Raw genomic sequence first — 14,751 nt, 5'->3', positions numbered from 1 at the left:
CTTTATATGGCTAATAGTTTAAATTATACCTAGAAATCGTTTTGAGGTACTTCAAAGTCGTTTTGAGGTACTTCAAAGTCGTGTTGAGGTACTCCAAAGTCGTTTTGAGGTACTTCAAAGTCGTTTTGAGGTACTCTAAAGTCGTTTTGAGGTACTCTAAAGTCGTTTTGAGGTACTCCAAAGTCGTTTTGAGGTACTTCAAAGTCGTTTTGAGGTACTCCAAAGTCGTGTTGAGGTACTTCAAAGTCGTGTTGAGGTACTTCAAACTTTGTCGCACCGCGATCAAGTACCACAAAATGCTCGTGTAGGCAGACTCAGTTACAACGGACAAAATTTTCGTACTCCTCTTGTGTTCCCAGTGGTATCTTTAATGCATTCGGCTATAACCCAAAGATGCTGTGCAAGTAAAGATTTAAACGAATTCAGAGGTTAGTTCATGGATTTTCTCTCGGATACCGTTGCCCTATCGCGGATGCAGTTTGCACTGACGGCGATCTTTCACATGCTATGGCCTGTTCTCACCACTGGGATGGGGATTTATCTGGTCATCGTCGAAGGAATGTGGCTCAAAACACGCAATCCCGATTACTACTATCATGCTCGTTTTTGGGCAAAGTTATATGTGTTGAACTTCGGTATTGGTGTAGCATCCGGTTTGCCGATGGAGTTTCAATTTGGCACGAACTGGGCACCGTTTTCCGAAGCAGTAGGCGACTTTTTTGGCAGCATTTTAGGCTTTGAGGCTTCGATGGCATTCATGCTAGAAGCTGGATTTTTGGGCATTATGCTGTTTGGCTGGGAACGAGTCAACCCAGTAATTCACTATTTTGCCACGATTATGGTTGCCTTTGGCGCAAACCTATCTACCTTCTGGATTTTAGCGGCAAATTCTTGGTTGCAGACCCCAGCAGGAGGGGAAATGGTCAACGGAAAGTTTGTTGTGGATGATTACTTTCAGGCAATCTTAAATCCCTTCATGCTCAACAGCGTCTCGCACATGTTTTTGGCGACGCTGGAAACTTCTCTGTTTGTGATTGGGGGAATTAGCGCCTGGTATATTCTCAATAACCGTCATGAGGCTTTCTTTGGGCGATCGCTTAAAATTGTCTTGGCAACAGCGATCGCTGTCACCCCATTACAAATCTATATCGGACACCTCAGCGCCGAGCAAGTAGCAGATTATCAGCCTACCAAACTCGCGGCGATGGAAGCTAAGTGGGAAACTAGTCCAGCCGGACAGCCCGCGCCCTGGAGTGTGGTGGCATTACCTAATAACCAGACTGAGCAAAATGACTGGGAAATCTCAATTCCCAACGGCTTAGGCTACATTTTGGAATTCAAACAGAACCTATCTAAACCCGTTCTCGGACTGAAACATTGGAAGCCTGAAGATCGCCCCCGGATGGTGGGTTTGATTTATTATTCCTTCCGTATTATGAGCGGCATTGGCTTCTTCTTAGCTGGATTGATGGGTATCAGTGTAATTCAGTGGTTGCGGGGGAAACTCTCAGCAGAGGCGATCGCCGGGCAGAAATGGCTACTACGAATCTGGATTTTGGCGGCTCCACTGGGCTACATCGCCGTCGAATCAGGCTGGATTGTGCGTTGTGTTGGGCGACAACCTTGGGTGCTTTATGGGCAAATTCGCACAGCAGACGGAGTTTCCCACCTACCTGCTAGTGAGGTGTTAACATCGCTGGTGCTTTTTGCTGGAATTTATACAGCCCTGTTTATTTGTGCCTTATTCTTTGGTAGTCGAATCATTCGTCAAGGCCCGAATCTGGAACTTCCGGTTCCAGGCGTTGACACCGAACCTGTCGCAGAAACTACTCCGGCTGAATTTGTTCCAGATCAACGTCCTGTTGAAGCAGAACAATGAGGAGTAGTGATGAGTTCCGAGTTCCGAGTTCCGAGTGCTGAGTTCCGTTAGCAGTAGGGGGGCTTTAGCCAGTACTTTTTCTTCCCTACGGGACGCTACGCGAACACGCAGAACTCAACACTCAATACTCAACACTTAATACTCAACACTCAATACTCAATACTCAGCACTCAGCACTGACTAAGGTAACTGTATGGAGAATCTAGAACACTTTTTAGCGCAGGTTTGGTTTGTAATTTTGGCTCTGTTTTTATTTCTCTACGTCATGTTAGACGGGTTTGATTTAGGCGTGGGCATCCTATCGCTAACCAGTTCCGATGACGACCGACGCGACATTTTAATGACGAGTTTGGGTAATGTTTGGGATGCCAATGAAACCTGGTTGGTGTTGATGGGGGGTGCGTTGTTTGGGGCATTTCCTCTGGCTTATGGCACCATTTTAAATGCGCTCTACATTCCCATTTTTGGGATGATCTTTGGCTTGATTTTTCGGGCTGTGGCCTTTGAGTTTCGAGAGCATTCTACAAACAAAGTATTTTGGAATGTGGCGTTTGGAGTCGGTAGTTTCATGGCGGCGCTATTTCAAGGATTTGCCTTGGGCACCATTTTAGAAGGCATTAAGGTGGATGAAGCGGGTCACTTTATCGGCAGTATGTGGGATTGGTTCGATTGGCGATCGCTCCTGGTTGCCTTGACATTAATCCAGGGTTATGTGTTGATTGGCTCCACCTATCTCATCTTAAAAACTGAGGGAGAACTGCAAACATCCCATTACCGCACAGCAAAACTCGCTGCTTGGACAACGCTCTTAGGTGCAATCTTAATCACGATCGCTACCCCTGTTGTGTATGAAAATGCCAGAGCAAAGTTATTTCATCAGCCAGAAGTGTATCTATTTTCAATCATTCCAGTGTTAGGTGTGCTGCTGATTTGGTTATTGATTCAAAGCCTGAACCGCAAAGCAGAAACTACTCCCCTCGTTTGGACAGTGCTGCTTTTTCTACTTAGCTTTGTGGGGTTAGGATTAGTTGTTTTTCCCTATATCATCCCACCAGGTATTACCATTTATCAGGCAGCGGCAGCACCTAGTGCATTAGTCTTCATGATTATTTTCATTGGATTTCTTATTCCCATTATGTTGTTTTACAACATCTACAATTACATTGTGTTTCGAGGGAAAGTAGCAGGCACACATTATGGAGAGTAGGTTACACAATAAAGACGCGAGAACCATCACAAAGACGCGATAAATCGCCGTCTCTACAATAATCAGTCTTTTGTAGAGACGGCGATTTATCGCGTCTTTGTGATGGTTCTCGCGTCTCTTGCCTTAACCGAAGAGCCAAAGGGTTTAGGACAGCTTCACAAATAAATGGTGTCTATCCAAAATTTAAAATCTAAAATTTGGTAGATTTGTGTTTCTCTGTTGATTAATTTTAGGGAAATATTGCCAACTCAGTTTCCGGATCAAAAAAGTGAATTTTCTCTGGAGTTAGCGATAACCAAAGTTGCTCACCAGGTTGTACAAATCTGTCTGGTGGTATTCGCACTTGTAGGAAATTGGCTGTAGCAGCAGGTTGGGAACCAGGTTCGGCAATCTTAACAGTGAGAAAGGAATCGTTGCCGAGATTCTCTACCAAATCTACCTGCACTGGTAGATTTTTAGTGGCAGGCATACTCAAGTTCAAATGTTCTGGACGAATGCCTAAAATTAGAGTTTTCCGATCATATTTTTGTAGAGCTTTTCCCCAGACTTCGGGGAGAGTAAAACGAAGCTGGGAATGAGTAATCAACTGTGGAGCATGAAATTCTACAGGAATAAAATTCATTGGTGGTGAACCAATGAACTCTGCTACAAAAAGATTGGCAGGACGGTTATAAAGTTCTAGGGGAGAAGCAACTTGCTGAATTTTACCCTCAGACATAATCGCAATGCGATCGCCCATTGTCATCGCTTCGGTTTGATCGTGGGTGACGTAAATTGTTGTTGTTCCCAGTTGGCGCTGCAATTTGACAATTTGGGCGCGGGTTTCGGCCCGGAGTTTGGCATCTAAGTTAGAAAGTGGCTCATCCATTAAGAATACTTGGGGGTCACGTGCGATCGCTCGTCCCAATGCAACCCGTTGTCTTTGTCCGCCAGATAGCTGTTTGGGTAAGCGATTCAGCAATGTTTCAATTTGCAACAGTTGAGCAACACTACGCACCTGCTCATTCACCGCTCGTTCTTTGTCAGAAATGTAGCGCAATCCTTTAGGTAACTTTCTGGTCGCTCCCACAAAAAGATTTTCCGCCCAGGTGGGGAGTGGGGAAGGTGGGGCCCCCTCTGGGGATAAGGGGTAATGGGGAGTGGGGAGTGGAGAATGCTGATTTTCCCTATTCCCTATTCCCCATTCCCTATTCCCTAATTCCCTGCGGCGTAACCCAAAGGCGATGTTGTCATACACCGTCATGTGGGGATAGAGGGCGTAATTTTGGAACACCATTGCGATGTCGCGTTCCTTGGGCGGTAGGTCATTGATTAAGCGATCGCCTATCCAAATATTACCGCCAGTCATCACTTCTAACCCGGCGATTAACCGCAGCAGAGTGCTTTTACCACAACCAGAAGGGCCCACCAGCACCATAAACTCACCATCTGCGATCGTCAGGTTAATTCGCCGCAAGACGTTGACACTTCCCGCACGCTCTTGCACTGCATCATTCTCCCCAGATGTGAGGGGAGATTGCGTTTGTGAGGTAACACTTTCCCCTTTACGTGGGGAAAAACTTTTATAAACGTTTTCTAAAACAACTTGAGACACAACTAATTTGGGGATTGAGCATGGGGCAAAACAGTTCCGAGTTCCGAGTTCCCAGTCCTGAGTAAAGAAATGAGATTCCCCACTCAGCACTCAGCACTCATTACTCAGGACTCTTAAGGGGCATTGGACAAAGGACAAATGACTAATGACCAATGACCAATGACCAATGACAGTTTAGCGCCCATCATAATACACGTTCTATGTAAATACGAAAAGTTAAAAAAACAGCTTGCACCATTAAAAGCAAATTACCCTAAATTTTAGGGCTGTCAGGAGGTGTTGTGATGAATACCGATATACCTAAAAATCTTTCCCAAGATCCAAGTATTAACCTTATCCATGACATTGTAGACGTACAAACCACAGATTGTTGCATTGTGGGTGGAGGCCCAGCAGGAGCAGTATTGGCGCTGTTGTTAGCGCGTCAAGGTATTTCTGTGATGCTGCTGGAAGCACACAAAGACTTCGATCGCGATTTTCGCGGCGATACGATTCATCCATCGGTGATGGAAATTATGGAGGAATTGGGACTTAGCGATCGCTTACTAGAACTCCCTCATGCCAAAATGCGCCAAATTAGGGTTAAAACTCCTCAAGATACTGTCACTTTGGCAGATTTTAGTCATCTGAAAACCCACTACCCCTACATTACGATGCTTCCACAGGTGAAATTTTTGGAGTTCATCACCCAAGAAGCGCGAAAATATCCTAGTTTTCATCTGGTGATGGGTGCGAATGTACAAGAATTAATTACCGAAAATGGTGTAATTAAAGGTGTCCGCTATCGGGGAGACGGTGGTTGGCATGAAATCCGGGCAATACTGACAGTGGGTGCAGATGGTCGCCACTCACGTTTACGCCATCTGGGTGAGTTTGAGTCAATTGAAACCTCACCACCAATGGATATCCTTTGGTTTCGCCTACCCCGTCAGCCAGAAGATCCAGAGGGAGGAATGGGGCGCTTTGGTCAAGGTAAAATTATCGCTATGCTTGACCGTGGTGATGAGTGGCAACTTGCTTATGTTATCCCCAAGGGAGGCTATCAACAACTGCGGGCTGAGGGTTTGGAGGAATTAAAAAAATCTGTTGTCGAAGTAGTGCCAGAATTCCAGCAACGCATCCACAATTTACATGATTGGTCACAAATAGCTTTTCTCTCAGTCGAGTCCAGTCGTGTCAAACGTTGGTATCTTCCGGGAATCTTACTCATTGGTGATGCAGCTCATATAATGTCCCCTGTGGGTGGAGTTGGCATTAATTACGCGATTCAAGATGCTGTCGTCGCAGCTAATGTACTCAGCAAACCCCTCAAGAATCAACATATAGAACCCCGCGACCTAGCAAAAGTACAGCGTCAACGCGAGTTGCCCACACGCATCATTCAGGCGTTTCAAACTTTTATCCAAAAGCGGGTATTTGCCCCGGTTCTCACCTCAAATCGCACCTTTGTACCACCTGCGTTTTTGCGCTTACCTATCTTGCGCGACCTTCCAGCCAGGTTGATTGCCTTCGGTATTTTCCCCTCTCACGTCAAGACTTAATTTTTGCCAAGAATTTTTTCTATTTGATGAATGAGTGGTACAATTATACTACTCTATGCAGAATTTAATGCTCATTCAGTCAAGCGAGGGTGGCGAACAGTATACTCAATGCTGTTCAAAATGATCGCTTGGCTTTTATGCTAGAAAGGACTAAAAACCCAGACATTATTAAAAAATGCAAACAATTAAACATATCTAGATATTAATTGGCACTACATAGAAAAACCCCCTCTTTTTCAATCAGTACTTTTTGCAGTCAGGAGTAATTTTAATGAACAGCTGCGTTTTGATGGCGGAAATTATTAACGAGCCGCAACTCCGCTATACAGCGGATAATTTAGGAGTCACGGAAATGCTGGTTCAGTTTCCCAATTCCCAGAAACCAGAAGATCCGCCAGCTACTCTGAAAGTTGTCGGCTGGGGAAATTTAGCGACAGAAATTCAGCAAAACTACCACCAAGGCGATCGCGTCATCCTGGTAGGACGTTTAGGTATGACTACTGTTGAGCGTCAAGAAGGTTTTAAAGAAAAACGCGCTGAATTAACAGTGCAACAAATTCAACCTGTTGGAGGTAGTTTTAATACTGATCCATTACCCTCAGCAACCGCAACTCCATCATTCACTGAAACGGCTCCACGACAAACATCTTCAGCATCTCGTCCTCCACAGAAAGACGTTAGCAGTTACGAGTCACCACGCCCAACACCTACCCCAGCGACAAATCCGGTTGGCGTTACCCCCCAACCGACAAGTTACGAACCCGCACCCCAACCCACAAATTATGAGCGAACCACTTATCCCGCAGTGAAGGAGGAAGAACCAGATCCAGATGATATTCCCTTCTAAAGTTGGTAGTTGAAGAAGAATGCAGAATTCAGAATTCAGAATTCTGAATCAAGACGCTCGATAGCGACACGCAAAGCGAATCCTTGAGTGTCGGACTTGCTTGCAGTCGGCGCTATCCGCTTTTTCGTACAGAATACCCAACTGAATTCTGACTCCTGACTCCTGAATTCTGTTGGATAAAACTTGGCTTGCAAGCGCTAACTCACAGTAATTCCAAGGGATTGGACAATCAAAGAGCGATCGCCTCTACCTAGGGGGACAATCCTCTAACAGTGAGTGGGTAAGGGAAGGCAGGGGAAAAAATAAACAAGTGTATAAGCAATCCGTTTCGGTAGTAAAAAGTACTAAAAATTTCTCTTTACTCCCCTGCCCCCCTGCTTCCCCAGCTCCCCCTGCCTATTTCACGAGGATCTCACTTTTTCGCGTTGCTCCCCTACCTAGTACAGCACGGCGGAAATAAACCACCCATTACCAATCAACAAAAACCTTACGCTGTCTTCATTTTTAATTTTTAATTTTTAATTTTTAATTCCGCCTTGCGGTACTAGTTTCCCACCCCTTCGCCGGTTTGGGTGGGCACCAAAAGAGGTTTTTACTAGACACACCAAGGGATTCTAGAATTCCTCGCATCACTTCTGTGCAATACATCCAGTGTCCCAAATCGTCATACATGCGATCGGGATTAAACTCGACATTGTAGTGCAGCACATTGGGGAGGTCTAAAAACTCATCATCGCTTTGGGGAGAAAGAAGCAGGAGATCAAATGGCTTCCCCTGACATTGTTTTTGTAGCTTGTTGACCAGATCAATTACGCCACCGCGATCGCAAATTCCCGTGCGGACGAAAAGCACTCTGTCGCAGTGCCGCAGTGCGTACCAAAACCTTTCAGAACGTGCTGTGTAACGAACGCGCATCCGTTCATGGACGGGAGACATATCGCTTGTTGGGTCGTCTGTCTCCTCAACTTCATGGGCAAAAGACAAACCCGACCACTTACTGTGGTAAATTCTGCCTGCATCTGGGCTGTAGTGCAGGAAGGCAGGGTTCCACATATCATAAAAACCGTTTGCGATCGCATCCGCAACATCTCCAATATTAGTGGTGCGCGTTAGATCAAAGGGAAAAGCAGGGCCATCGTACTCCATCTTGTACAACATCATGCGGACGGCACAGCGATCGCCAAGGGGAAGAATCGCCACACGCTTGATATCCGATAACTGACATTTGTATTGGAAAAACACCGCAGACTTGGGTCGTACTTTCACCCGGCTTTCTAACCCATCGTTACCAATCATCAGGGTGCGAAAGGGGGCATCGGGATAAAGCGGATCTTCATAGACACCCGATGGCATGGCTTTAAGTGCGTTGCAAACCTCTGTCCACATGGGCTGGATGTTGTACTCATTTTCTGATTCGTTGATCACCCAGAGGTGGCGTTCGTCCGCTTGCAAAATCCCCAAATGCCCGTCATAGAACAAAACTTGTGAGTTGTTCGGCGAAAAGAGATTGAAGGCGGCGCTATATTCTAGATCGGCACTAGGGGGAATGTCTAATGTAGTTGCGATCGCGCCATCCTCTTGTACAGCAAAGAAGGGGAGTGTCCCTGGCTTCACAGATTTCGCAATGTAAATACCTGGTATCAATCTTGCCTGACTTTGCAGTGCAGTTTGCAATTCCTGCCAATAGGGAGCGATCGTGTAGTTGTATTGTGATTGATTAATGATCCGTAAACGCTTCTCTTCGATACAGACAGAGACATGAAAACCTACAGTGTCAAAGTAGATGGCAAATTCATTCGGTTGCTGGAAGCGTTGTTTTTCTTTTGCTAATTTGTCTTTGTCGATATCGAATAGGTGCTGATCGATCTGCTGATACATCAGGCTGTGACCGATCGTGTTTGGGTGAGCCGGATCGAAGGATGTCCCCGCTTTCCATCGTCCTTGCCCATCATCCACAGCTGCCAACCAATCTAGTACGGTTACGTCCCAACTTAGCATTCGTTTGTGTGTGTCTTGCATCAGCCAGTAATGCTCCAGGGAATAGTCGCCATTGGGATAGACACCGCCCAAAATCGGAATAGCCCCGATGTCGCGCGTCATTTTCACCAACTGCTGCAAGCCACTTTCAAACCGTCGCTGTACTGCTCGGCGTTCGTGAGGGTGACAGTAGGCTAACCCTTCGTTACCCAGAGATAGGGCAATGATCACGATATCCGGTTGTTCTGGGGTGACAACTGACCCAAATCGAGCGATCGTTCTGCTGACATTCGCCCCCACTTCCGACACATTCACAAGTTGATGTCTATATTTTTGCTCTAAAGCCTGTGCCAATAGCCAGACCCAACCTTTCAGAAACCAGGCTTTATGACCTAATGCGACGGAACTGCCAATGACCACAATTTTGAGTCTTTCAACCCCTTCTTCCAAGGGCATTTTGACAACCGACTTCTCGATGTATCCAAAGGGGTAAGGTTGTAAATAACCGAATGCGCCATCATCCACAATAATTTTGCTGGAATGCTTTTTAGAGTCAATCGGTATCCAGCGATTTGTATCTAGTAAACTCTCCCATCGAGCATTACCGTTTGCGTCGAGATGTATGTATTTATATTCAACTCTCTGGGCATCGCCTGATTCTAAAGGCGGCTGAATGTCAATTTCTATATCTGTCCACCATAAAGGATAGCGATCGCTATTTGTACGCAGGTAGACACATTTGGTGATGTCCCACAATCCCAACTCTGGACTAGAACCAACCAGACCAATGGATTCGCCCCTTTGAGTATATGCACTGATCTGGAATCGATACATAGAATTTATCCTGATTTAGTGAGTACGATACCAAACAGTCAGGCTGAAATATTTAAATCTACTTTCAATACGGTTTGGTTAAGATCCCCCGCTTACTGCAACCCCCTTAAAAAATGGGTACAAGAGGGTTAAAAGACCACCTTTTTAAGGGGGGATTTTCAAAAGATTAGAACGTTAACCGAACCGCATTAAATCTACTTTGACAATATTACATAGAATTCTTAAGAATCTGGTATGGATCTTGTTAAGTATACTGAAGCTCTGATTGAAATCACCCAAAGCTATGGTTAGAAAGGTTTTTAACGATTAAATAGAATTTTTACAGAAGATTTTTATACTTATTAAATAGAATATAGTGTATTAAAAGTCTTTGCACAACTAAGAACAAATCAACAAAAGGATAAGATTAAGTTAAATTTTTCCTTCAATAGCGCTGAAATACGCAAGTACTTAGTAGTGAACGCTATCTATTCCACTTAACCAAGACTTAATAGATGAGAAATGCGATCGCTCACCATTGATTTACCGGAGGCGATCGCAGAAAAACGGACGAAATAACTCACAGGCAATACTTGCCTTCAGATCATGCAGATGCACCAACCCCATTTTGTGCAACTGTGAGCCTTGCACAGCCTCGCAATCTACAGGACTTGACTGTCTGACGATTTCTGTAAACGATGGCAATAAATCGGGATAACGTTGCAGGTTCCACCATTGCTGTTCTAGGTGGTCTGCATAGATGGCAGCAGCGATCGCAGAATTTTCTAAGAGTTCTTCTAGGGTTATTGTCTGCTGCTGTAGATAATAAAATGCTAACTGCAACCGATAAGGATGTCCCCCCAACAGAGCGATTAGGCGCTGGGTTTGTGACGAGCTTATCTCCTGTTCGCACCTATATGCTAGATCCTGCACTTGAGCAGGGGTAAACTCAGGTAACTCAATAACCAGCCCAGTATTCAAGAGAGAGGGATCGATGGAGGGAGGCATCAGAATTTCAGTAGAATGAACCGTCACCAATCCCAGCTTGTGCCAAGGATTAATGTCTGCATCGGCTTCTTTGCCTTGTTCAGACCATGTTCGTAAAAGTAGGAGAAATTCACGAGCAACGTCGGGGTAGGCAAAAAGCTGGTTGAGTTCATTGATCGCAATGACTAGGGGGCGATTCTCCCTTGAAGAGACTCCGCAATCGAGGTTGGTTAAGATTACATCCTGAAAATAATCAGTGGCATTTGATTTGCTGCCCAAGGAGTTATCCCAAAAACTAGCAATTTCATTTGGCAAGTCTAACTGCTTGCTGACTCTGGCACAGAACCATTGTAAGAAGCGTTCTAGGTTCTGTAAAATCTCGTCGTTAGCAAGTTGCAAGTTCACAGAAACGGCGCGATGACCCTGGGAGTTAGCGTAAGCCAGGATGCGAGTCATTAGAGAAGTTTTGCCCATTTGCTTGGGGGCGCGGATGTTGATCAACGCACCGGGTTGCTGGATGGCTTCATAACAGAGGGATTCGAGAATAGGACGGTCAATGTAGAAGACTGAATCCAGGGGCATCTGCCCTCCTGGTGGGTTTGGGGAACGAGGGTATAGATTGTCTGACGTTCGGCTCTGCCGTCCCTTCGGGAATCGTTCCATTTTGTGGGTTTGCCCTACACTACTACGAGAATTGCATACTGCTTCGATGCGATCGCAGGCTGAAGCCTGCGACATTGAGCCAATCTCGGCAAAACTGTCTTGATGAGGCTCCAGATAGAAATAATCGTCCTTTAGCAAGGTTATATTAAAAGCATGGAAGCAGCACTCCAAGGTTCGTTTATCGACTCCTACAGAGCCATTAAAGACCTTACTGAGGGTATTGGGGGTTAAACCTGTTTTCTCACTGAGGTCTTCGAGAGTGTATCGTTTAAAGTTTTGCTCAATTTCTAACTGAGCTTTTGCCTGATTGAGTTTCTTTGAGCCTTGAGCCGTCAGAATCGCACCCCGCCTTCGTAGATGGTTTTTCGATTGTAATTGCATTTTTACTTGGAAATAAAGTATAAAAATATGCTTAGTAATTTGCTTACTAAATATAGCTAACTGATGCACTTTAAAAATTTATGCAGTATATTTACAAATCTTAAGTGATTAGGCTATTGAGTAAAATTAGCACGTTGAGCCTACTGCCATTGGGTTTCTAAATTGGCAAATACAGTATCAGAATTACATTTTGCTTACAGTGACATCAAGAATTTCGCACGACTACTTACGGATGCAATTCAAAAACGTCTATTCTCAACGCGCCTGGGAATCGGAGTTTACTCTGGGAAAGTAAACAGAAGCAAGCAAGTTATTAACTTGCGGGTTTTTCCAAAGTTAACAACGCCGTTAAATGAATGGTTGCGAGGCACTTAAATTTTCGGTAGCTGAAACCAATATAGGGAAAAGCTTTGAAGATTTGCTGGTGCTAAATCCTTAGCTTTTTTCTTAAAGTTGCAAACTTTGGTAGTGTTAGGAATCGGGAATCTGTAGTGTTGATTCATATCAAGTTAATATTAGCCTTCTGGAGGTTGTATGACTTTTCTAATTCCTAATGAAAATAGCCAACCTAATCCTAGTCCTCACGACACTAACCCAATTGAAAGCCAAATTATGGCAATGACTACCAAAGAAGATTTGCAGCAAGAATTAGACTCAGTTCGCGCTAATTACCAAAAATGGCAAGCTAAAGACGATCAGACTGCAATAGCAACACAAACTAGACTGGCGCAAATTATTCATCTCCGTGCTAATCAGATAGGAATTCAACTAACGTAACAGTAGCAAGGCTATAGCAATTCTAAATCATTCGTGAATAACAAGCTCTGCAACCTCTCAAAGAAATCACAGAACTGAACAAGGGCGGTTTTAAAAACTCATTTAGGATTGCTATATACCACTAAATACTATTAATGGCTCTTAACCTTGTAATCGATTGAAAATATACATAGGGTTAGAATTACTTGAAGGAACTTTTCATTTGACAATACTTCGCCAATTTACGAGGGTGAGTTGATGTATTAACTTCTTTTTGTCTATGGCTTGGCAAAGATAATAAATCCTAAAATTTACTCCAAGGTTTCCTGCAAGATTATTTTCCGTATTGTCCGCAGTATAGAGGGTTTGAGACTCCAATCTACCTTTGAAGCTAAACGCTAATATATGGTTTTTTTTGCATTTCTGCTCAAACTTTTGTAGGCTATTGTTTTTGCAAAGTATTGCCCTATTACATAAAATTTTGTCCCACCACTGATAAATATAATGTAGCAGTAGCAAGTCATAATTAATTTTAAGAAAAGTATCTAATTAACAATTTATGAAACCTAAAGTTAAAGTTTTACTTGCTTTAATTCCCTTTTCATTTATCCTTGGCAGTTGCCAAAAAGAAGACTTATCAGAAGCGAAATCATTTGGTGATTTATCCCAATCTTTAGCAATTGCCAACGAAACAATATCGGCTGATATTTATGCTTCCTGCGCCCGATCCGCAACCTGGGAAGCTTTGGGAACACAGCAAAGTAGAATAAATAGCAAAGATCGTTTGGATAAATGCGACGAAATTTACCTTCCGAATTCACAAAATACTGAAATAGCTGGCAGTGTTTTAGTCAACTATGTTGCGGCAGTTGGAAATTTAGCCACTGAAAATGATAACGGCTTTACTCCTCAGTTAAATAAAATTTCAGACGGTTTAGGAAAGCTTAATATTGATGAAAATGCTCGCACAGCAGGGGTTAAAATTGCTGACTTTATTACTAATCTTCTAGTTACAGATTTTCGGCGAGATAACTTGAAAGTTGCTATTGTTTGCACAGATCAAGATATTCAGAAATATTCTACTGAACTGTCCGATTTCATTGAGTCATCTTATGTAAAGTCTTTGCTCAACGACGAAATTACGCAGATTCATGAAAATTATGGTTTCTACATAAGTGAGGTCAATATAAGATTACTAAAATTATCAAACCCAGAAGATGATCTACAAGATTTTAACGCACTTCAGACACAACAGACTTTATTAGAGGCAGAAGAACGAGCAGAAATTACCAAGGTAATTGAACGTAAAAAACAGGGATCAGCCTACGTAGCTGCTATTCGTTATACCGCAGAATTTCACCGCCAATTGAAGCGTATTTTCAATAAAGATCGGGAAGAACTCTCATCAGACCAAATTCAAAAATGCAATAAATATCGCTCTAAAAAGGAAAGCCTAAGTTTTCAAAATACCGATAAAAAATATGATGTTTGGAATCAAGAAATTACCACATCAGAGTTAAAGCAAGCCAAGAAAGTAACCAAGGAATACATTGACAAAGTTACTCCTCTATTTAATGAGATTCAAGATTAATTATCAAGTCAACCGTTTGTAAATAAAAGAAAGAGGACTTATGACTACTGAACTAAATATAGATCATTTAAAAGAGATTCATGATCAACTAACTAATACAATTAAATTTCTCAGTGAAGAGGCTGGCAAAGCTCGTGACGATGGGAGAATTGATCGCACAAAATTTACACAGGCAAAAGATGAATGGGGCAAGTTGGAAACCAAAGCAATTGAACTACAGGGTTTGATCGATGGGGTAAAACTAGGTTCTATACTCAATAACGATGTTAATAGTTCTTACTCACAAATTCTGAGTGCCACAAATAGCCTACAAGAAGCTGCTAAAAAGATTAAGAATGAGAATTTTGGAGGTTTTTTATCAGAAATAGCTAAAGTTATTGATATTGTTACTAGCACCATCAAGGCTATTAAACCGATGGGCTTCTGACCTCGCGGGGCTATAAAAAGGACTAGGATGCAGATATAATAAGCCTCATAGCCCTCTCTCCTTGCTGGTATAGGAATCCGCTTTGATT

Annotated in this window: 11 protein-coding genes; 7 read left to right on the top strand and 4 right to left on the bottom strand. The window is 43.5% G+C overall.

All coding sequences use genetic code 11. From position 1 onward, the window contains the following. Positions 1-29: 29 nt before the first annotated feature. A complete protein-coding gene (locus RRG12_RS29780) occupies positions 30-293 on the bottom strand; it encodes a hypothetical protein (protein ID WP_420761677.1) in 264 nt (87 codons plus the stop codon). 143 nt (positions 294-436) lie between these two features. Between RRG12_RS29780 and RRG12_RS29775 the strand changes: the two genes are divergently transcribed. Next, positions 437-1,879, top strand: a complete 1,443-nt coding sequence (locus RRG12_RS29775; protein ID WP_420761676.1) for a cytochrome ubiquinol oxidase subunit I — start codon at positions 437-439, stop codon at positions 1,877-1,879. A gap of 193 nt (positions 1,880-2,072) precedes the next feature. Then, complete coding sequence (cydB, locus tag RRG12_RS29770; protein WP_420761675.1) at positions 2,073-3,086, top strand: cytochrome d ubiquinol oxidase subunit II; 1,014 nt, start codon at positions 2,073-2,075, stop codon at positions 3,084-3,086. 229 nt (positions 3,087-3,315) lie between these two features. Here cydB and RRG12_RS29765 read toward each other — a convergent pair whose 3' ends face one another. Next, the gene (locus tag RRG12_RS29765) at positions 3,316-4,680 is read right to left on the bottom strand and encodes an ABC transporter ATP-binding protein (protein WP_420761674.1); all 1,365 of its coding nucleotides are present in this window, start codon (positions 4,678-4,680) and stop codon (positions 3,316-3,318) included. A gap of 284 nt (positions 4,681-4,964) precedes the next feature. On the opposite strand from RRG12_RS29765, the gene RRG12_RS29760 reads away from it, so the two are divergent. After that, positions 4,965-6,221: an FAD-dependent oxidoreductase gene (locus tag RRG12_RS29760; RefSeq protein WP_420761673.1), complete on the top strand. Its 1,257-nt coding sequence runs from the start codon at positions 4,965-4,967 to the stop codon at positions 6,219-6,221. Positions 6,222-6,492: 271 nt separating this feature from the next. Then, entirely contained in the window at positions 6,493-7,068 is a 576-nt protein-coding gene (locus RRG12_RS29755; RefSeq protein ID WP_420761672.1) for a single-stranded DNA-binding protein, read from the top strand. Positions 7,069-7,593: 525 nt separating this feature from the next. Here the strand turns inward: RRG12_RS29755 and RRG12_RS29750 are convergent. Both RRG12_RS29750 and RRG12_RS29745 read right to left on the bottom strand, forming a co-directional pair. Next, complete coding sequence (locus RRG12_RS29750; RefSeq protein WP_420761671.1) at positions 7,594-9,879, bottom strand: DUF1796 family putative cysteine peptidase; 2,286 nt, start codon at positions 9,877-9,879, stop codon at positions 7,594-7,596. Between the two features lie 522 nt (positions 9,880-10,401). Next, entirely contained in the window at positions 10,402-11,889 is a 1,488-nt protein-coding gene (locus RRG12_RS29745; protein ID WP_420761670.1) for an AAA-like domain-containing protein, read from the bottom strand. Positions 11,890-12,423: 534 nt separating this feature from the next. Here RRG12_RS29745 and RRG12_RS29740 point away from each other — a divergent pair. The 3 genes from RRG12_RS29740 (at position 12,424) to RRG12_RS29730 (ending at position 14,663) form a co-directional block, all read left to right on the top strand. Next, positions 12,424-12,666, top strand: coding sequence for a hypothetical protein (locus RRG12_RS29740; protein WP_420761669.1), 243 nt, complete (start codon positions 12,424-12,426; stop codon positions 12,664-12,666). Positions 12,667-13,204: 538 nt separating this feature from the next. Then, positions 13,205-14,236: a hypothetical protein gene (locus tag RRG12_RS29735; protein WP_420761668.1), complete on the top strand. Its 1,032-nt coding sequence runs from the start codon at positions 13,205-13,207 to the stop codon at positions 14,234-14,236. A 40-nt stretch (positions 14,237-14,276) separates the two neighbouring features. Beyond that, complete coding sequence (locus RRG12_RS29730; protein ID WP_420761667.1) at positions 14,277-14,663, top strand: hypothetical protein; 387 nt, start codon at positions 14,277-14,279, stop codon at positions 14,661-14,663. The last annotated feature ends 88 nt before the right edge of the window (positions 14,664-14,751 follow it).

It is taken from the genome of Nostoc sp. CALU 546 (assembly GCF_048836525.1).
The sequence above is the reverse complement of the archived record's forward strand: the minus strand, read 5'-3'. Positions and strand labels throughout refer to the sequence as shown.

What these genes read in the sequence shown, in the direction of transcription:
- RRG12_RS29775 (WP_420761676.1), top strand. Translation starts at nt 437, where the DNA reads ATGGATTTTCTCTCGGATACCGTTGCCCTATCGCGGATGCAGTTTGCA.
- cydB (WP_420761675.1), top strand. Translation starts at nt 2,073, where the DNA reads ATGGAGAATCTAGAACACTTTTTAGCGCAGGTTTGGTTTGTAATTTTG.
- RRG12_RS29760 (WP_420761673.1), top strand. Translation starts at nt 4,965, where the DNA reads ATGAATACCGATATACCTAAAAATCTTTCCCAAGATCCAAGTATTAAC.
- RRG12_RS29755 (WP_420761672.1), top strand. Translation starts at nt 6,493, where the DNA reads ATGAACAGCTGCGTTTTGATGGCGGAAATTATTAACGAGCCGCAACTC.
- RRG12_RS29750 (WP_420761671.1), bottom strand. Translation starts at nt 9,879, where the DNA reads ATGTATCGATTCCAGATCAGTGCATATACTCAAAGGGGCGAATCCATT.
- RRG12_RS29745 (WP_420761670.1), bottom strand. Translation starts at nt 11,889, where the DNA reads ATGCAATTACAATCGAAAAACCATCTACGAAGGCGGGGTGCGATTCTG.
- RRG12_RS29740 (WP_420761669.1), top strand. Translation starts at nt 12,424, where the DNA reads ATGACTTTTCTAATTCCTAATGAAAATAGCCAACCTAATCCTAGTCCT.
- RRG12_RS29735 (WP_420761668.1), top strand. Translation starts at nt 13,205, where the DNA reads ATGAAACCTAAAGTTAAAGTTTTACTTGCTTTAATTCCCTTTTCATTT.
- RRG12_RS29730 (WP_420761667.1), top strand. Translation starts at nt 14,277, where the DNA reads ATGACTACTGAACTAAATATAGATCATTTAAAAGAGATTCATGATCAA.